This is a genomic window from Nocardia nepalensis, from assembly GCF_048910785.1.
In the GTDB taxonomy this organism is placed as follows: domain Bacteria; phylum Actinomycetota; class Actinomycetes; order Mycobacteriales; family Mycobacteriaceae; genus Nocardia; species Nocardia nepalensis.
The window spans coordinates 15,812-34,848 of record NZ_JBKBET010000017.1; the positions used below are offsets into that span (position 1 = coordinate 15,812).

The 19,037-nt window shown below is 66.1% G+C and carries 16 protein-coding genes; 8 read left to right on the forward strand and 8 right to left on the reverse strand.

Annotated features, from left to right (window positions below; translation table 11 throughout):
• Nucleotides 1–15: 15 nt before the first annotated feature.
• From ACHQ4I_RS09570 to ACHQ4I_RS09580, 3 genes are read right to left on the reverse strand one after another with little or no spacing between them, the layout of a single operon-like run.
• The gene (locus ACHQ4I_RS09570; RefSeq protein WP_040689305.1) at nucleotides 16–249 is read right to left on the reverse strand and encodes a Trm112 family protein; all 234 of its coding nucleotides are present in this window, start codon (nucleotides 247–249) and stop codon (nucleotides 16–18) included.
• Nucleotides 250–270: 21 nt separating this feature from the next.
• Nucleotides 271–756, reverse strand: a complete 486-nt coding sequence (locus tag ACHQ4I_RS09575) for a GtrA family protein (RefSeq protein ID WP_420771491.1) — start codon at nucleotides 754–756, stop codon at nucleotides 271–273.
• A gap of 20 nt (nucleotides 757–776) precedes the next feature.
• Nucleotides 777–2,999, reverse strand: coding sequence for a hypothetical protein (locus ACHQ4I_RS09580; protein WP_420771492.1), 2,223 nt, complete (start codon nucleotides 2,997–2,999; stop codon nucleotides 777–779).
• 258 nt (nucleotides 3,000–3,257) lie between these two features.
• Between ACHQ4I_RS09580 and ACHQ4I_RS09585 the strand changes: the two genes are divergently transcribed.
• Together ACHQ4I_RS09585 and rffA are read left to right on the forward strand one after the other, a co-directional pair.
• A complete protein-coding gene (locus ACHQ4I_RS09585; protein ID WP_420771324.1) occupies nucleotides 3,258–4,361 on the forward strand; it encodes a glycosyltransferase in 1,104 nt (367 codons plus the stop codon).
• Nucleotides 4,358–5,494, forward strand: a complete 1,137-nt coding sequence (gene rffA, locus ACHQ4I_RS09590) for a dTDP-4-amino-4,6-dideoxygalactose transaminase (RefSeq protein ID WP_420771325.1) — start codon at nucleotides 4,358–4,360, stop codon at nucleotides 5,492–5,494. Before ACHQ4I_RS09585 ends, rffA begins: the two co-directional genes overlap by 4 nt.
• Nucleotides 5,495–5,499: 5 nt before the next feature.
• Here the strand turns inward: rffA and ACHQ4I_RS09595 are convergent, their stop codons facing one another.
• Both ACHQ4I_RS09595 and ACHQ4I_RS09600 read right to left on the reverse strand, forming a co-directional pair.
• Nucleotides 5,500–5,805, reverse strand: a complete 306-nt coding sequence (locus tag ACHQ4I_RS09595) for a hypothetical protein (protein ID WP_420771326.1) — start codon at nucleotides 5,803–5,805, stop codon at nucleotides 5,500–5,502.
• 83 nt (nucleotides 5,806–5,888) lie between these two features.
• On the reverse strand, nucleotides 5,889–8,840 hold the full coding sequence (locus tag ACHQ4I_RS09600) for an acyl-CoA synthetase (RefSeq protein ID WP_420771327.1): 2,952 nt from the start codon (nucleotides 8,838–8,840) through the stop codon (nucleotides 5,889–5,891).
• Between the two features lie 561 nt (nucleotides 8,841–9,401).
• Here ACHQ4I_RS09600 and ACHQ4I_RS09605 point away from each other — a divergent pair.
• The 5 genes from ACHQ4I_RS09605 (at nucleotide 9,402) to ACHQ4I_RS09625 (ending at nucleotide 14,536) form a co-directional block, all read left to right on the forward strand.
• Nucleotides 9,402–10,808: a family 2B encapsulin nanocompartment shell protein gene (locus ACHQ4I_RS09605; RefSeq protein WP_420771328.1), complete on the forward strand. Its 1,407-nt coding sequence runs from the start codon at nucleotides 9,402–9,404 to the stop codon at nucleotides 10,806–10,808.
• Between the two features lie 15 nt (nucleotides 10,809–10,823).
• Nucleotides 10,824–12,371 carry a family 2 encapsulin nanocompartment cargo protein terpene cyclase gene (locus tag ACHQ4I_RS09610; protein ID WP_420771329.1) on the forward strand — a complete coding sequence of 516 codons (1,548 nt, stop codon included), beginning with the start codon at nucleotides 10,824–10,826 and terminating at the stop codon, nucleotides 12,369–12,371.
• A gap of 51 nt (nucleotides 12,372–12,422) precedes the next feature.
• Nucleotides 12,423–13,295, forward strand: a complete 873-nt coding sequence (locus ACHQ4I_RS09615) for a geranyl diphosphate 2-C-methyltransferase (protein WP_420771330.1) — start codon at nucleotides 12,423–12,425, stop codon at nucleotides 13,293–13,295.
• Nucleotides 13,292–13,870 carry an isopentenyl-diphosphate Delta-isomerase gene (gene idi / locus ACHQ4I_RS09620; protein ID WP_420771331.1) on the forward strand — a complete coding sequence of 193 codons (579 nt, stop codon included), beginning with the start codon at nucleotides 13,292–13,294 and terminating at the stop codon, nucleotides 13,868–13,870. The genes ACHQ4I_RS09615 and idi overlap by 4 nt, the downstream gene beginning before the upstream one ends.
• Nucleotides 13,871–14,188: 318 nt before the next feature.
• A complete protein-coding gene (locus ACHQ4I_RS09625; RefSeq protein WP_420771332.1) occupies nucleotides 14,189–14,536 on the forward strand; it encodes a hypothetical protein in 348 nt (115 codons plus the stop codon).
• A gap of 19 nt (nucleotides 14,537–14,555) precedes the next feature.
• Here ACHQ4I_RS09625 and ACHQ4I_RS09630 read toward each other — a convergent pair whose 3' ends face one another.
• From ACHQ4I_RS09630 to ACHQ4I_RS09640, 3 genes are all read right to left on the reverse strand, one after another.
• A complete protein-coding gene (locus ACHQ4I_RS09630; protein WP_420771333.1) occupies nucleotides 14,556–15,290 on the reverse strand; it encodes an aspartate/glutamate racemase family protein in 735 nt (244 codons plus the stop codon).
• Nucleotides 15,290–16,783 carry an NCS1 family nucleobase:cation symporter-1 gene (locus ACHQ4I_RS09635; RefSeq protein ID WP_420771334.1) on the reverse strand — a complete coding sequence of 498 codons (1,494 nt, stop codon included), beginning with the start codon at nucleotides 16,781–16,783 and terminating at the stop codon, nucleotides 15,290–15,292. The genes ACHQ4I_RS09630 and ACHQ4I_RS09635 overlap by 1 nt, the downstream gene beginning before the upstream one ends.
• 85 nt (nucleotides 16,784–16,868) lie before the next feature.
• Nucleotides 16,869–17,591: a GntR family transcriptional regulator gene (locus tag ACHQ4I_RS09640; protein WP_420771335.1), complete on the reverse strand. Its 723-nt coding sequence runs from the start codon at nucleotides 17,589–17,591 to the stop codon at nucleotides 16,869–16,871.
• A 163-nt stretch (nucleotides 17,592–17,754) separates the two neighbouring features.
• Here ACHQ4I_RS09640 and ACHQ4I_RS09645 point away from each other — a divergent pair, with 163 nt between their 5' ends.
• Entirely contained in the window at nucleotides 17,755–18,924 is a 1,170-nt protein-coding gene (locus ACHQ4I_RS09645; RefSeq protein WP_420771336.1) for a serine hydrolase domain-containing protein, read from the forward strand.
• Nucleotides 18,925–19,037 lie beyond the last annotated feature (113 nt).

The window sequence follows — 19,037 nt, forward strand, 5'->3', positions numbered from 1 at the left end:
CGGGCGAATGCCTACTCAGGCGTCGGCGTGCTGACTGGTGAACGCGGCGTGCTCCGCGTCGGTGACATCGCGGGCCTCATCGATCAACAGCACCGGGATGCCGTTCTCGATCGGGTAGGCGCGGCGCAGGCGCGGGTTGTAGAGCGCGGTGGCGCCCTTGTCATCGCGGACCAACAGCAGCGGACCCTTGTCCTGCGGGCACGCGAGCAGGCTCAACAGGGTGGCGTCCAAGGCGGTTTCCTCCGGCATGATCGATAACTTACCCGGCGACTAGAACTGCTCCGCACCGGAACCGGCGGATGGCGGCGGCACCGGCTCCCGCCGGAACGAGATGTAGCGATGGCCGAAGTAGCTGGCGACCGCGACCACCCCCATCACCACGACCGCCGAGGGCTTACTCGGCAGGTGCAGCACCGATACGGCCAGCGACAGCAGCGCCATATTCATCAGCAGGCCACCGGAATTCACGCCGACGAACCGGAGGAAATCGCGCAGCACGTGGCCCCGCACCCGAAAGACCAAGGTCCGATGCAATACGAACGCGATCACGATGCTGATGGCATACGCCAGCACCACCGCGACGGCGGGCGGAACGCTCGCGCCGAGGATGGCCAACCACATGACGGTCAGCCCCATCCCCAGCGCGGTATTCACGGCGCCGACGGCCGCGAATGCGATCTCCTGCCGCTTGACGATGCGCAGCAGCGGTCCCGGGTTCTCGGACTCGGCAACCGATTCTTCCGCGCCCGCATTCACCCGACCCGCCGCACCCGTGTTCACCGGATCGCGTCTGCCAGATCGGGTTCGGGCGTGGCCGATTCCTGTGTCGCCGCATCCCCGGTCGCGACCTCGGCGGGCTCGTCATCACGCCGCCGATTCCGCAGATACAGCCACTGCAACACACCCAGCCCGGCCAGACCGAGCACCGCGGTCGCGCCGCCGATCTTCCAGCCCGGCGGACGCCAGCTCAACACCAGGTCGCCGTTCTTCGTCCCGGCCGGAACATCCACGGTCACAAAGATTTTTGCGACCACCTTGATCGGAAGGTCCTTGCCGTCCAGCGTCACCCGGTAGCCCGGCCAGCCGAGCCGCGCGAAGACGATCTGCCCGCCGTTCTCCGAGTTCACCCGCACCCGGCTGGTCATATCGGATTCCGAGACCGAGGTGGCGGTCACCGACTTCGCGTCGGCGACCCGACCGTTCTGCGTGGAGAGCAGCCCGTTCTCGCGCTCGAGCACCCAGATGTAGCGCTCGTGGCCCGGATAGTCGACCCACTTCCAGCCGGGCGGCGCGGGTTGGTTGCCCGCGTCCGGATACAGCGCGCGCTGCAGCACAACCCGGTCGACCTTCATCAGATCGACAATGGTCCGGCCGGTGGTCGGCTCGGTCGCGAACGCCCGGCGATAGGCGTCCGGGCAGACACTGGTATCCCAGCGCATGCAGAGCATGTCGCCGAACCAGTAGTGCCCGTTCGGGGTGTAGCCGCTGACGTAGGTCAGCTCGAGATCCTTGGCGTAGTTACCGAATACGAGCGATCCGTACGCGCCCTGCAGGGTGCGCTCGTTGGGCTGGATCAACCCGCGATCGGCGAGTTGCAGTGTGGTGCCGGGGAATTTGGGGAAGGCAGCCTTCATCTCCGGGCGGTTCTCCGGCAGGTTCCAGCTCATCGGCGTCGGCTGCACCATATTCACCTGGAGGAACGCGATCGGGAACACCGCGACGATGGCCAGCGCACAGGCCGCGGCGGTACCTCTGTTGCGGCCGAGCCACACCACGGCGGCACCGAGCGCCGCGACGGCGGCCGCCGAGACCAGATGCCAGCCGATCCGGTGCGGATCCGCGGAGAAGGTCCGCGCGAGCAGCAGTCCGATCAGCAGCGCACCGGCGATGCCGCGCCGACGCCAGTCCGCGAACGTGGCATAGCGCCCGAGCAGCACACACACCAGCACCAGCAGTCCCAGCGCCACCATCGGCAGCACCCGGGCCGGCCAGCGCAATGGGCCGATCGTCCCTGGTCCGGCCGTCCACATCAGCGCCATGATCGCGAAGAGCGCGGGCGTGGTCAGCTCGCGGACACCATCGCGTGCCTTACCCCAGTCGACGAACGCCAGCGCCGGAATCAGGAACCAGGCGATGTACACCACCGGCAGCGGCTGGATGTAGCCCCACCAGGAACTGTAGGCGGGCATGGTGGTCGGCAGGCTGGCGTTCAGCGACTCAGACCACGGCACGGTCAGGAACTGGTCGTTATTGATCTGGGAGGTGCCGCGCCAGGTCACCTTCGCCGAGAGCATGCTCGGCAGGTAGGTCGCGAGTCCGGCGAGCGCGGCGAAACCGGCCACCGTCAGCAGCCGCACCGCGGGCTGCCACTTCTTCTGGTAGACGAGCTCGCCGACGACCACCGCGCCGATCATCAGCCCCGCCTCGACGGCCGGGAAGATGTACTGCACCGAAATGGCCAGGTACAGAAAGATAAACGTCGGAATCGGACCGCTGCGGCCACGCGCGTACCGAACACCGGAGGCCCAGGCATGCACCATCCACGCGGTACCGGTGAACGCGGTGAACCAACTGGCCTCATCGAAGAACAGCAGCCACCCGGTGAACGGAATCGAGACGCCCGCGACCGCCGCCCAGGCCGGTCTCGCGCCGTACACCACGCAGATCCGGTACACACCGAGGCCGAGGATGATCGCGAAGATCACCTTGACCACGGTGGCGTACAACGCGAGGTTATCGACCGAAGGCGCGATCAGATCGATCAGCAGCTGCGGCGGATTGAGCAGACCCGCCTCTTCGATCGTGTAATTGCCCGCCATCCAATGCTCGGGGACCAGCGCGGGGAACCGCCCGTCGCGCAGCTGCCGCCCGAGCATCACCCACAGCGGTGCGTACTGCGATTCCGTGTCGTCGGTGTAGAAATGCCGGACGTTGGCCAGCAGTACCGCAACATATCCCGCGATCACCCCGAGCGCGGTAATGATGCCCCATTTGTACACGTCCCGCGGGGCAGGGACGCTGCTTTCCACCACGAGTTCCAGACCCTACAGGGCAACACCGTTCGCTCGCATCGCCCGTTGCCAGGTGGCCCGAATCCGGTCGCCCCCGAACATGATCAACGGGCCCGACGGCGGGTCCCGGACACCGTGTTAGAGTTCACGACGGCTCGGGCTCAGCCACCAGCGACGAGTACCGGCACGCACCGTCATCGAAAGTCGATCTCGCCAATGCCGTTGTCTTCATCGTCTCCCGCACGGATGCCCCGACCGATTCCGGGGACATCCGGTGAGCGTCCGTATGCCCGGTCCCAGCGCGGCCAGCGGCATTCGGTCTCCGTCGTCGTGCCCGTCTACCGGGGTGCGGACACCATCTCCGCGCTCGTGGCCGAACTCGACAAGTTCGCCGAGCCGACCACGACACCGGGCGGGACCACCTTCATCGTCGACGAGATCATCCTGGTCCACGACAATGGCCCGGACCTCTCCGATGTCGTGATGCAGCAGCTCGAAGATGCGTACGGCCAGGTCAGGGCGGTGTGGCTGAGTCGGAACTTCGGCCAGGACGCCGCGACCATCGCCGGGATGGCGGCCGCGCGCGGCGAGTGGATCGTCACGATGGACGAGGACGGTCAGCACGATCCCGCGTTCATCGCGGCCTTCCTGGACGCGGCGCTGGCCGAACGCGCCGATCTGGTCTACTCCAAGCCGACCAATACCCGCCCGCACGGCTTCCTGCGCAATCTCACCTCGCGCGGCGCGAAGATCGTGCTCGCCACCGTCTTCGCCTTCCCGGATTCGACGCGTTTCGAGAGCTTCCGCCTGATCCGCGGCGATATCGGCCGTCAGCTCGCCGAGGTCGCGGCCAATGGCGCCTATCTCGATGTGGCCCTGACCTGGGTGGTCGGCAATGCCATCTCGGTGCCGGTGGTGCTGCGCGCCGAGGGGCGCGAGGAGTCCGGTTACAACTACCGGCGGCTGTTCTCGCTGTTCTGGAAAATGGTGCTGTGCAGCGGAACTCGCGGCCTGCGGCTGGTGAGCCTGCTCGGCGGCACGCTGGCGCTGGCGGGCGGGATCATGGCGGCGGTGATCATCTTCCAGAAGCTGGCGGGCCATAACAACGATCCCGAGGGCTGGACCTCGATGATCGTCGTGATGCTGCTGTGCTCGGGCGCGATCCTGTTCTCGCTCGGCCTCATCGCCGAGTATCTCGGTGTGGCGCTGCATATTCTCGTCGGTAAGCCGCTCTATCTGACCGTGGACTCCCCCACTCCGCGCCCGGATACCATCGAGGCGCCGGACACGACCCATCGAGTCAGCGCCGCGGTACCGGCAGCCGCGGGTGAGAAGGGCATCGGGGAGTGACAAGAGAGCGGATCATTTTCAGCAGACCGTTTCGCGCGAGTCGCGAGCTGGCGAACGTCGAGGCCGTCCTCGGCTCCGACCACAGCCACGGCGACGGCGACTTCACCGCGTCCGCGACCGCCAAGCTCAAGGACATCACCGGGGCGCCGCACGCCCTGCTGACCACCTCGTGCACCCACGCCCTGGAATTGGCCGCACTGCTGCTCGAACTCGGACCCGACGACGAAGTGATCGTGCCGAGCTTCGCGTTCACCTCGGCGGCGACCTCGATGGCGCTGCGCGGTGCGACGTGCGTCTTCGTCGATATCGATGAGGCGAGCGGCAATATCGACCCGGATTCGGTCGCCGCGGCGATCACCGACCGAACCAAGGCAGTCGTCGTCATGCACTACGGCGGCGTCGCCGCCGATATGGACCGGCTGCTGGCGCTCACCGAGCGGCACGGCATCGCGCTCATCGAAGACAATGCGCACGGCCTCGGCGGCACCTGGCGCGGTCGCAAACTCGGCACCATCGGCACCCTCGGCACGCAGAGCTTCCACGACACCAAGAATGTGCACTGCGGTGAGGGCGGCGCGCTGCTGCTATCCGACGAAATCCTGATGGGCCGCGCGGAGATCGTGCGGGAGAAGGGCACCAACCGGGCCCGCTTCCTGCGCGGTCAGGTCGACAAGTACTCCTGGCAGGACATCGGCTCCAGCTACCTGCCCAGCGAGCTGAACGCGGCCGTGCTCGACGCGCAGCTCGACGAATTCGACGCGATCCAGGCACAGCGCCACCGGGTGTGGGACACCTATGCCGCGCAGCTGCCGGACTGGGCCGAACGCACCGGCGCGCGGCTGATGACGGTGCCAGAGGATCGGGAACACACCGCGCATATGTTCTTCCTGCAGATGCCGAGCGAGGAGTCTCGCGACGGGCTCATCCGGCATCTCGCGGCGCAGGGCATCGTGGCCCCGTTCCACTACATTCCGCTGGATTCCAGCCCGGCCGGGTTGAAGTACGGGCGCACGCCGGTGCCGTGCACGCGCAGCGCGCGGTTCTCCTCGACGATTCTGCGGCTGCCGCTGTGGCCGATGCTGACCGAGGCTCAGCTCGGTCGCGTGGTCGAGGCCGTTACCGCGTACTCGTAACCCGTCTACTGTTGCTGGCTCTGTTGGCGGGCGGCTTCCTCGCGGATCTCGCGGAGCCTGGTCGCCGCATCCTTCGTCGGCCGGGTCGCAATCGCGGGTGGCGTGCTGGTCGGCAGCTGCGGGGCCTCGGCGGATCTACCCTCGACGGCCTTGCCTCGGCTGCCGACATAGAGCCGGTACACGCCGTAACCGGCCAACAGCAGGATCGCCAGGGGCACCAGCGACAGCACGAGACTCTTCACGAACCCGATCACCATCAGCGCGCCCAAGAGCGCCAGGATGCCGACGCCGAGCTTGACCTTCCACGACATCTCGAAACCTCCGTTGTCGCCGCGGACTTGGCATCCACGCTACCCCGCCGTTCCGGCGGAGACCGGAACGACGGGGCGCGGGCTCAAACGGTGCCGAAGATGGTTGCGGCCTCGGCTTCGGTGAGGATCTCGTACGCGTCGGATTCCCGGTTGTACCACCAGGTATCGGGTCCCGGCTGCGGACGGCCCGCCGCCTGCACGGCCCGCGTGGACGGACGGTAGGAGGAGCTGCGCGGGATCTCGGCCACCACGTACACGATGTCGGGCCGCTGCGCCGGATCGAGTGCGCGCGCCGCCTCGGTCACGTCCTTGGGTTCGAGCCGGAAGCCCTTGCGGACGCTGACCGCCGCCACCGCCAGCGCGTGCTCGCCGACGGGCAGACCGTAGGCGACCTCCATATCGACCGCGGTGATGTCGTTGAGGGTATCGACGATGGGCTGGGTGAAGACCGGTCCGCGTTCGGTGTGGATCACCGTGTCCATGCGATCGACCAGCCAGTAGTCGCCGTCGCTATCGCGGCGGAACAGGTTCTCCGTCGGCATCCAGGCGTCCCCCGCCGTGAACACCCCGCGCAGGCCGCCGTCGGAGAGGTCGATGCCCTCGGTCGCCTTGCCGATCAACAGACCGACCTCGTTATCCGCGCAGCGGCGCACGAAGCCGGATCCGTCGGTCAGGATCTGCTCGGTGACCGGGTCGTAGGCGACGAGTTCCACCTTGGCTGTGCCCGGTACCGGACGGCCCTTGCAGCCCGCCTTCACACCGGTCACATTGGCCAGCACCACATCGCCCTCGATGGAGGCGTAGAACTCCAGCACCCGGGCTGGCGCGAACTGTTCGGTGGTACGCCGCCACAGTCCCGCGGGCATACCGGAACCGATGAACAGCCGGATCGGATGCTGGTGTCCGGCCGGGAAGACCTCGGCGTCGAGGATGTCGCGCAGCATGGTCCAGGTGTAGGTGACCACCGTGACGCCGTAGCGGTGCACCTCCTCGCCGAACCGCGTCGGATCCAGCGACCGCGCCAGTGCGATCCGGCTGCCGCCCGCGACCGCGCCGCCCAGACTCACCAGCAGACCGGACGAATGGTGCAGCGGCGCAAGGCAGTAGACGGTGTCCTTGCGGTCCAGATCGGCCGAGGTGGCGGTGCCGAATGCGGACAGGGCCCAGCGGTGGTTGGTGATGTACTTGGTCTCCAGCCGGTCGCCGGTGCCGGTGACCAGCACGAAGGCCAATTCGCGGGCCAGACCCGGATCCGGGCGGTACCACGCGGGCAACCGCACCTGCGTCGGATCGATCTGCTCGAGGTCGATGACGTTCTCGCCCAAGGGAATATCGAGGCTGCGCGTATCGCCGCCGCCGAGGACCAGCACCCGAGTGCCGGTGGCCGCCGCGGTCCGCAGATTCTCCGGATCGGAGACCAGGGATTTGATGCCGGTAAGCTCGATGGCCCGGTCCAGCTCGCTGCCGGGTGCGAGCAGGACGGCCACCGCGCCCAGGCGCGAGAGCGCGGCGACGGTGGCCAGCGCGCTCGGCCGGGTTTCCATCACCACGCCGACGCGCATGGCCGGGCGGATGCCGACGGAGATGAGCCCGCGCACGACATTATCGATGCGTGCGTTGACGGCCGCGTTGGTGTGCACGCGATCGTCGAAGAGGAATAGGTCGCGCAGCGGAGCGCGGCGCGTCTGCTCGGCGAGCAAGCGGCCCAGCGAGATTCGGGTGTGCGGCTGGATCATGCCGAGCCGGGTCAGCCGCGGCAGCGCCCGTGCGGCCTCACCGGCCAGTTCGATCGAACCGCGCACGGTATTGCTGGCGATCCCCTCGAGTGCCTTGCCGACACCGGCGCCCGCCTCGGCCAGGGTGGCCGCGGTGTGCACGACGCGGGTGGCCGCCGAATTCGGCCGGTTGGTCGCGACATGTTCGGCCATCGGCGCGATCTCCGGCGGCAGCGGCTGATCGCCGTCCATCCAATCGATCCACTGACGCACCAGCGGCCAGGTGTGCTTGGTCGCCATGCTGCCCGCGACGAGACCGAAATGCCCTGCGACCAAACTGGCTTCGTAGACCTCGGCGTTGGGTGCGGCCCGGACGATGCCGCGCACCGCGGCGGGCTGGCCGATATCGTCGACCTCGCCGACGAAGGCGAGGATCGGGCACTTCAGTTCGGCCAGCGAAATCGGCTGGTCCCGGATGACGAAGCCACCCAGCATCATTCGGTTGTGCGCCACGAACTGCTTGAGCAGATCGGCGGCCGCGGGACCGGCGTAGCCGACCCAACCGTCGCTGTTGAGGAATCGGCGCTGACGTTCCTTGGGCAGCAACGCTTCCCGGTCGTGCAGCTGGCGCAGGAAGTCGATGCGCGATTTGGCTGTCTTCACCGGATCGAGCATCTGGAAGCCGAGCCGGACCATGGAATCGGTGATCGGCAGCCGGGTCACCACATGGTCTGCCAGGAACTCCGCGACATCGGAGACCATGCCGTATGGCAGTCCGAACGGCATCCCCGCGACGACGTCCACCGGACTGCCGAAGGTGACGATGCTCTCCACGCCCTTACCGAACCGGTAGGCGGTGGTCTGATAGGCGAACATGCCGCCCTGCGAATACCCCATCAGGTGCACACTGCTGCCGGTCGCTTCGCAGACCGTATCGATGGCACTGTTGACCGCGAGGACGTGATCGGCCAGATCCCGCTCCCAGCCGCCCTCCTCACTGGCGGGCGAGCCGAAATCCACCACCCAGCAGTCGATTCCGCCGCGATGCAAGATACCGACCGCGCCGTCCTCGGCATTCACATCCCAGATGTCGGCGTTCACCATCAGCGGCGGCACCAAAACCGCGACCGGACGCCCCGGCGTCGTATCGTCGGGGAAGTAATGGCGCAGCCGATACATTCTGCGTCGTTCCACAATCTCGAACGGCGACGACTCGACATCGTGGGTCAACCCGCCGAAGCGGATGACCTCGAGGCCGTTCTGGGCCGTTGCCATCAACCGCTGCACCGACCCGATCACACTCTTCCCATTGAACTTCACGATCGCTCCTGGCCCTACCCTGCAAAGTGACCCGCATCACACACCCCGATGTGCTCAGACGAGCTTCCCACACCGTGTGTCCATTATGTGTCGGCTGTGACCGGTTCCATGTCAGGTGGGGCCGATCTGGAGGATGCTCGTCCGTGCGACCCGGCGGCGGCGCGCGGAAAAATACCGACCGTTCAGCGGCGCCGCCGCACAGCCCGATTCATCCCATGACGTTATCCGCAGTTATCCGCATCGAGTTCATGTCGTAACCATCCAGAAAACATACCGCGATTCTCATGGACTATTCTCCGGAATTCCTGTGCGCACAGCGTCTTTAGCGGCTTAGGATCGATCCCGTTCGGAACGCAATGTCGCGTAAGCCAATTCGCACTGAGGGCGTCGGTTCCCGTTGCCATGTCTCGGTCCGCCCTACCTCTCGGCAACCAAGTCGTCTCAGCCCAGCAGGCATGCCGCCTGTCGAATTGTCGTGACCGCCACCGAATCTGAAGAGCCGTCGACTACCAGTACAGCACATTCGACCGTATCGATGACCAACTCAGGTGAGGACCACGCATGACCATTGAAATGCCAGTCCAAACAGAAAACAACGTCCGCAAGAGCCTCAGCACCGGTGCCGCCCACCAGCTCGCGCACACCACCAAGTCCGAGCCGCAGATGCAGGGCATCACCTCGCGCTGGCTCACCCGCATGCTGCCGTGGACGCAGGTCAACGGCGGTGTCTACCGAGTGAACCGGCGCCTGACCCACACCGTCGGCAACGGTGAGGTCGAGTTCGTCATCGACGGATCGCAGGCCAAGGTGATTCCGATGGAACTCACCGAACTGCCGCAATTGCGAGACTTCGACGACGAGGAGACATTGCGCGCGCTCGCCCAGCGATTCGAACAGCGCGACCTCGCACCCGGAACCGTGGTTGCCGAATTCGGCAATCCGATGAATCAGGTCATGCTGATCGTGCACGGCAAACTCAGCAAGATCGGCACCGGGGAATACGGCGAGCAAACCAAGTTGGGCATGTTGTCCGGAGGTGATTTCTTCGGCGACGAAACACTCGTCGACCCGTCCGGTATTTGGCCGGTGACCGTCAAAACCGTTACCCAGACCACCATGCTGGTGCTGCCCCGGCAAACGCTCGACGAAGTACTCGAATCCAACCCGGCACTTCGCGAGCAATTATCCCGTGTCGCCTCCGCACCCGCGCGACCGCAAAATCACAAGGGCGAGGCGAATATCGAGATCTCCTCGGGCCACTCGGGCGAGCCGCTGCTCGAAGGCACCTTCGTCGACCTCGACGGCGCTCCGCGCGAGTACGAACTCAGCCTGGCCCAGAGCGTGCTGCGCGTGCACACCCGGGTCGCCGACCTGTTCAACGACCCGATGAACCAGGTCGAGCAGCAATTGCGGCTCACCATCGAGGCGCTCTACGAGCGTCGCGAGAACGACCTGGTCAACAATGCCGACTTCGGGCTGCTGCACAACTGCGACCTGAAGCAACGCATCTACAGCGAATCCGGCGCGCCGACACCCGACGATATGGATGAGCTGCTCAGCATGCGGCGCAGCACGAAACTGTTTCTGGCACATCCGAAGGCGATCGCCGCCTTCGGTCGCGAATGCAGCAAGCGCGGCCTGTATCCGGATCCGGTCGAGGTGGACGGACACCGGGTCTTCGCCTGGCGCGGCGTCCCGATCTACCCATGTAGCAAGATTCCGGTCAGCGAGAACCAGACCACCTCGATCCTGGCCATGCGCACCGGCGAAAAGGATCAGGGCGTCATCGGGCTGCACCAGACCGGCATTCCCGACGAATACGAGCCCAGCCTGAACGTCCGTTTCAAGGGCATCGACGACCAGTCGATCATCTCCTACCTGGTCAGCTGCTACTACTCGGCGGCCGTGCTGGTGCCGGACGCGCTGGGCGTGCTCGACAACGTCCTGGTCGCCCGGCAGGCGGACTGACCGGGGTGATGACCGATGTCGGTGCTCTCGCGCGCCTCGGCACCGGCGGCCGCCAACGATCTGGCCGCCGCGGTCGCCGCGCTGTTGTCGAACCTCGATGCCACCGCCCCGCCGACGCTGTCGCTGGCGGCTCCGGAACCACCGGACGCCTCGAGTACACCCGAAGACACGGAAACATCTGAATGCACACCAACCAGCGAATCATCCGAAACCCAGGTGGTGGCAGCTGATTCAACCGAACTGGACCGGCCCACCGAACCTACGACGCCTGCTCCGCGCAGCCTCCTCGGACCCAGCGGACTCGGCGCGGCTGCGCTCCTACTGCCGCCGTCCGCGTCTGCCGAAACGGGACTACCTGCTACTGAGGTACCCGACTCCGCACGCACACCTACTACCCGGGCGGCTGGTTTCCAGCCGCTACCAGTGGCGTTCGATGCCGGATCGATCACTGTCGGCGCGGCGCAGGGGGTCGCGCCGACGGGATCGGCCCCGACCGAACAGAGCCTCGGCAAGGGTCGGATTCCCTTCGGCCCCACCGGATTAGGTACCGCGTCGGCCTACCTGCACGGCACGGCGGCACCGATTCCACCGCTGTACTGTCCACCGCCACTGCGCGATGACCCGGCGCTGGCCCAACTGGTCAACGACGGACTCATCGACTGGGCGCGGGATATCGGCCTCTACGCCGGGCGACTCGATGAACTGCGCGATGCCGATTTCGGCCGCCTGATCATGCTCGCCCATCCGGACAGCAACGATCCCGACCGGCTGCTCGCCGCCGCCAAATGCGCGGTCTCCGAATGGTCGGTCGACGATTACTACTGCGAGGAAGGAGCCGATGACACCGCACCCGACGGCACGCCGTCCAGCGCCGAGACCGAACTCGGTCCCCGGCTCGAATTGGCCGCCGCAGCAATGGATCCCGTCCATCTGCCAGCTCGCTACGCGCCACAGCTGGAACGTGCCCTGCAGGCCGATCCGATCCTGCGGGCGTTCCGTACGTCCTTCGAGCATCTGTCCCGGTATGCGACCCCGGCTCAGCTCGCTCGATTGCGCACGGAGATCGCCGGATGGTTCATCGCGCTGGGCGCGGAGGCCGGTTGGCGGGCCTCGCACCGGATGCCACCGGTGTGGGAGTACCTGACCAACCGGCAACCGCACAGTTTCCTGCCGTGTATGGCGCCGATCGATGTGGTCGGCGACTATGAGCTCCAAGCCGCCGAGTACACCGATCCGCGGGTGCGCCGGGTGGTCACCACGGCCGCGCTCGCGAGTCAGATGGTGAACGACCTTTATTCGATGGCGCGCGAAGACCTTTCCGACGGTAGGGAATTCAACCTGCCGACGGTCTTGGCAGCGGAGGAGCGGTGTTCACGGCGCGAGGCGGTGATACGCACGGCCGCCGTCCACGACGAGCTGGTGCACCGTTTCGAGCAGGAGGCGGGGCCGTTGGCCGCCGTGGGGTCGGCCGAACTGCGTCGATTCCTCGGCGGGCTGTGGGCCTGGATGGGCGGCAACCGCGCCTGGCATGCCCGGAGTAAGCGCTACAACGACGCGAATTAGCCAGTACCGCAACGAAATCAGTAGTAACGCAACACGAGAGGATGATCAGGCATGACCATACTCAATTCGGACACCGGGTCCGTCCTGCGCACCAACTACCAGAAGGCCGTTGCCGAGTACTGGAATAACAACCCCAACGACGACCGCGTCAACACCAGACTCGGTGAGGTCGACGGACTCTTCCACCACCACTACGGCATCGGCGAACCCGATCAGGCGGCACTGTCCGGGCCGGAGGACTCCCGCGAGGAGCGGATTGTCGAGGAACTGCACCGGCTCGAGACCGCGCAGGCCACACTGCTGCTGGACCACCTCGGCGATATCCGGCCGGGCGATCGGCTGCTGGACGGCGGATCGGGCCGCGGCGGCACCAGCTTCATGGCCAATCAGCGATTCGGCTGCCAGGTCGACGGCGTCACCATCTCCGAATATCAGGTCGGCTTCGCCAATGACCAGGCCGCGAACCGCGGAGTCGCGGACCGGGTGCGCTTCCACTTCCGGAATATGCTCGATACCGGCTTCGACACCGGATCCATGCGCGGCATCTGGACCAACGAAACCACCATGTACGTCGACCTCGGCGACCTGTTCGGCGAGTTCTCCCGGCTGCTCGAACCGGGTGGTCGCTACGTATGCATCACCGGCTGCTCCAACGATGTCACCGGCGGGCGCTCGTCCTCGGTCAGCTGGATCGACGCCCACTACGGCTGCATGATCCATCCGCGCAGCGAGTACTTCCGGGCCATGGCCGACCACAATCTGGTGCCGATCGATGTCATCGATCTGACCGCCGCGACGATCCCCTACTGGGAGCTGCGCACCGAATCCGAACTGGCGACCGGTGTGGAGAAACCGTTCCTGACCGCCTACAAGGAGGGCAGCTTCCAATACCTGCTGATCGCCGCCGATAAGGTGGGCCGGTGAGCGAAACCCTGGCCGAGCCGATCACCGACCGCGAGACCCTGCCCGTCGAACTCGTCGACGAGGCCGGGCACGCGGTCGGCGCGTGCCCCGTGGCGCAGGCTCATACCGCGCCGGGGTTGTTGCACCGCGCGTTCTCGGTGTTGCTGTACGACGAGGCGGGGCGGGTGCTGTTGCAGCAGCGTGCCGCGGTGAAGACGCGGTTCCCGCTGCTGTGGGCCAATACCTGCTGTGGTCATCCGGCGCCGAATGAGCCGGTTGCGGCGGCCGCGGCGGTCCGGCTGGCCGAGGAGTTGGGGTTGGCCACCGCGCTGACCGAGGTCGGGATCTTCCGGTATCACGCCCAGGATCGCGCGACCGGTCGCGTGGAGCACGAATGGGATCACGTGCTGGTCGGGCGGTTGGATGCGGCGTTCTTGCGCACCGCGGGGCCGCGGCCCGATCCGGCCGAGGTCGCCGACTATGCGTGGATCCAGCCGGATGCGCTACGCGATGCGATCGCCGATGATCCCGGGAGCTACACGCCGTGGTTGCTGGGTGTGCTCGACATCGCGGACGAGGCGGTCCGGGTTATTTAAGGGCCGTGGGCCGAGGCAGTCACGGAGCATCTCCGGCGTCATCACCGGTGATCCGCGTGTGGCGGCCTCGGCCGAGTTTCCGTCGATGGCCTCCTTGCTGCTTTTCGGTTCGGACCTACCTACGTGAGCGATCTCATGCTTTGATGCGCATATCTACGTTTCGGCAAGTATTCGCGTCGGCCGAACCGCGTCGCCGTGGTGCGGTGTTTGTCACACCGCACAAACCCTTCGGGAAATCACAGGAATGGCACAGGGTGTGAACAGGAGCGACTCGGATTCTGGATCGAGAACGAGTTCTTGAAATCAGCGAGGTGCACGATGGTCGAGGTCGAAGTCACGGACGACAAGGTGACGATTCACGTACTCGGCGGGCACCGTCTGCTGGCCCTGCGCGAGCACGTGACCTTCGATCTGGCCGATATCAAAGAGGTCACCACCGCACCGGTCGACCTGCGCCCGCCGTGGGTCCGCGCTCCCGGCACCTTCTTTCCCGGCGTGATCGCGGCGGGCACCTACCGGGGCAAGGGCCGCAAAGAGTTCTGGGACACCAGATTCCACGGCCAGGCCATCCTCATCGACCTCGCCGGCCCCGGCTTCACCCGCCTCGTCGTCGATGTCGACGATCCCGACGCCGCCATGGCAGCCATTACCACGGCCGCAGCCTGACCGAAATCCGCTCCCCCGCTCAGGGATTCGAGCCGAAGGCCCGCAGTAGCCCGGTGTACGGCTTGGGCGGTGGGGCGGCGAACTCTCCCCTACCCGATTTGCGCAGGCCGAGGGTGATCAGCGACTGGACGGTGAGCGTGGCGGCGGCGACGCCGTCGATCACCGGAACGCCGATCTCGTCGCGAATGTGTTCGCACAGGTCGGCCATGCCCGCGCAGCCGAGGACGATCGCGTCGGAGCCGTCGGCGTCCACGGCATCACGGCAGGCCTCGGTGACGACTTTGCGGGCGTCCGGGTCGGATTCCAGTGCGAGCACCGGGATTTCGCAGGCGTGGATGCCCCGGCAGAACCGTTGCATGCCATAGCGCTGCACCAGCTCATCGGCGCGGCCCATGGTGCGGCTCAATGTGGTGACGACGCTGAAGCCACCGCCGAGATGGCTGGCCGTACGCATCGCCGCCTCCGCGATGCCGAGTACCGGGCCGCAGGCCAGTTCCCGAGCCGCGTCCAGGCCCGGATCACCGAAGCAGGCGATGACGTAGCCGTCGACACCCTCCCGCTCACCGCGCGCAATGGCGGCGAGAATGCCCGGGACGCTGAGGGCCTCGTCGTAGTGGCTCTCGATCGAGGCGGGGCCCATCTCGGCGGTGACCGCATCGAGCAGTGTGCCCTGACCCGTTACGGCCTTGGCACACTGCTCGATCGTGTCGGTCATCGACCGCGTGGTGTTCGGGTTGACGACCCGGATGCGCATCAGGCGGCAACCCCCTTGACGGCCAGCCGAGTGCGCGTGGCCAGCAGGTAGTAGGTGACGAAGCCGAGGCCGCAGCCGATGAACCAGCTGTACTGCGCGGCGGTGTACATGCCGGTGACATCCTTGGCGAGCACCGGGATCACCGCGACGATCGCGCCGACGGCGGTGGCGATGATCGCCGCCGGGTTGTAACCCTTTCTGTACCAATAGGTTCCGGCGTCCGACAGGGTGAACAGATCGTCGACGAGCACTTGCTGCTTGCGCACCAGATAGAAGTCGGCGATGAGCACGCCGAACAGCGGACCGATGAACGCGCCGAGCACCTCGAGGGTGTAGTGGATGACCTCCGGATTGTTGTAGAGGTTCCACGGCGTGATCAGGATCGAGCCGACCGCGGCGATCATGCCGCCCGCGCGCCAGCTGATCTTCTGCGGGCTGACATGGGAGAAATCGAAGGCCGGGGCGATGAAGTTGGCGACGATATTGATGCCGATGGTGGCGATGGTGAAGGTCAACGCGCCCAAGACGATCGCGAAGGTGTTGTCGATGCGTGCCACCGTCGCAACGGGATCGGTGATCAGCTCGCCGTAGACCGGGACGGTCAGCGATGCGGTGATCACGACCAGCAGCGAGAACAGCAGGAAATTCACCGGCAGCCCGAGCAGATTGCCGCGCCGCACCGCGGCGAAACTCCTTCCGTAGCGGGAGAAGTCGCCGAAGTTCAGCATCGGGCCGGAGAAGTAGGAGACCACCAGCGCGATGGCGCCGAGCATGACCGGCACCGAGGCCCAACCGGTGTACTTCACCGCACCAAGTTTCAGATCGATGGCACTCCAGCCCGCCTTGGCGATCAGATAGCCGCAGAGCAGGAACATCACGACATACACAGCGGGACCGCAGAAGTCGATGAACTTGCGAATTGATTCCATACCGCGCCAGAACACACCGGCCTGCACCACCCACAGCAGCAGATAGCTACCCCACCCGAGCAGCGAAAGTCCGAGGAATCCATAGTCATCCACGACCGCATATGGGGCCAAGCTCGGAAACAGCTTCACCAGTACGACATCCAGCGCCGCCGAGGCGAGGAAGGTCTGAATCCCGTACCAGGCCACGGCGATCGAACCGCGGATGATGGCCGGGATATTCGCGCCGAGCACCCCGAACGCGCTGCGGCACATGACCGGATACGGCACACCGGTGACCTGGCTCGGTTTGGCGACCAGATTGCAGAAGAAATAGACGATCGTGATCCCGATCAGCAGCGCCGCGAGCACCTGCCAGCTGGCCAGTCCGAGCGCGAACAGGCTGCCCGCGGTGACGTAGCCGCCGACGCTATGCACATCCGACATCCAGAACGCGAAGATGTTGTAGGAACCCCAGGTCTGCTTGCGCAGCGGCGCCAGGTCCGCGTTCGTCAATCGTGGGTCGTACGCGGGCGCGGCGGGTGGCGCGGTCACGGGCTGGGCCGCGGTGGTGAGCGTTTCGGTCATGGTGTTTCCCATCCGAGGGCGAAACTGTGATCGAAACGACGGTAGGAACCACGCATTGCCCAGCCATTGCGCAGTTATTGCCCGGCTATTGCGCGACAGATATATCTTCCGGCGCGAGCAGTCCGGTATCGGTGGGCAGCGTCGCGATTACCGACTCCAACCTGCGGTGATGCCGTTCGGCCACCAGCAGCAGGCGATCCACGTCCCGCGCCATGAACGCATCGAGCATCAGCGCGTGATCGGTGTGCAGGCGCACCCGGTCGGCACGGCCGATATGCACCATGGACTGCACCGGCTCGGTGACATTCCACGCCGATTCGAGCATGTGCAGCAACCGGAACATGCGTGACGGCTTGGTCAACGCCACGTGGAAATGGCGCGACTGACGATGATAGGCGACCGGGTCGTCGTCGCGAATCGCCTGTTCCAGTAGCGAATTCACCTCTAACAGCTGCGCGCGGTCGGCATCGGTGGCATTCAGGGCGGCCGCCACCAGTGAGGCGGTTTCCAGGGTTTCCCGCACGATGTACATCTCGCGCAGCTCATTGGAGGTCAGCTGGGCGACCGCGTACCCGCCGTGCGGCCGATGCGTGACCAGCCCCTCCCCGATCAGCGTCTTGAGCGCCTCGCGCACCGGGATATGGCTGACGCCGAATAGTTCGGCGACTTCGCGCAGCGGGATGACGGTGCACGGCGGCACGGCACCGTCCAGAATCACCCGGCGCAGTTCGCCGAGGATCACTTGCGGTCGGCCTGGTTCGTCGACAACCAGCCTCGCGAGCAGCGCCGAACGTCGTCTCGGGGGCATGCGGATACGCTATGCGACCCGTATTGCGATCTCGGTTACGGATGTGACGGTCAGGAAACGTTCACCGAACCGACCGGTCGCAAGGTTGGTAGTTTCGGCACCGTGGAGGGCCGGGGCGCCGCCGTGCCATGCTGTTGGTTGGTCGAACGACAGAGGTATTCCGATGACACTTACGGCAACGCAGTCAGTGGATCGTCGCTATGTGCGCCTGGTCGCCGAATTCGACAGGCTGTTCCGGCGTCCGAGCGACGGCGGCGGCGCGCTCGTGGTCTACCAGCACGGCGAACCGGTGGTGGATGTCTGGGCCGGATTCGCCCATCCGGGCGTGCCGTGGGCCGCCGATACCGTGGCCATGGCCTACTCCACCGGCAAGGGTGTGGTCTCGACGCTGGCGCACCGACTGGCCGAGCGCGGACTGTTCGATTACGACGAGCCGGTCGCCACCTACTGGCCCGAATTCGCGGCGGCGGGCAAGGAGCGCATAACCGTGCGGGAAATGCTCACCCACCGTGCGGGTCTGCATCGGCTGCGCGAACTGCTGCCCGGCCCGGTGGAGCGTTTCTTCGACGATGTCGAGGTCACCGCCGCCCTCGCGGCCTGCTCCCCCGATCCGCGCCACGCGTACACCAGCGGCTATCACGGAATCTCCTTCGGGCACTTGGTCGCCGAGCTGATCCGCCGGGTCACCGGTGCGGATTTCACCGAAGTCCTGCGTACCGAAATCGCGGAACCGCTTGCCGCGGAGGAACTCTGGTTCCGTGTACCGAAATCCGAGCGCGGTCGCATCGCCACCAACTTTCCCCGGCTCACCGTCGCAGGAATGAGTTGGGAGAACAGCGCCCGGCTCATGGGCCGGACCCGTTTCGCGGCCGCCGCCGAAACCACGCCGCGCGGGTTCGCCGATATGGTTTCCGATCCGCGCCTGCACGATTCGGTCATGCCGGGCGTCAACGGCGTCTTCTCCGCGCGTGCACTGGCCAGGATGTACAGCGCGCTCGCCACCGATGGTCGACTCGGCGACTTCCAGCTGCTGCGTCCGGAAACCATCGAGCAGATCACCCGACGTCAGGTCTTCACGCCCGATTACGTTCTTGCCTTCCGCATTCCGTGGGCGCTGGGCTATCACGGCGTGCCGATGAAACCGTCGAGGGACGAACCCGTCTCCGCCTTCGGTCATTTCGGCCTCGGCGGCTCGGGTGCGTTCGCCGATCCGGCCACGGGTATGTCGCTGGCGTTCGTCACCAACCGACTCGGCGGGAAGCTCACGCCATTGGGCGATGCACGCCTGGCGCGTCTCGGCGCCATTGCACACAACCTCGCGAAGGCTGGATAAGCGGGATCGTTGGCATTCCCGCATCGAATCAGGAGGCTCGGCGCAGATTCGACTCGGGTATCCGCGCGGAGCCCAACCGACTCCGGCGAATCATCGGACGAATTCCGAGATGT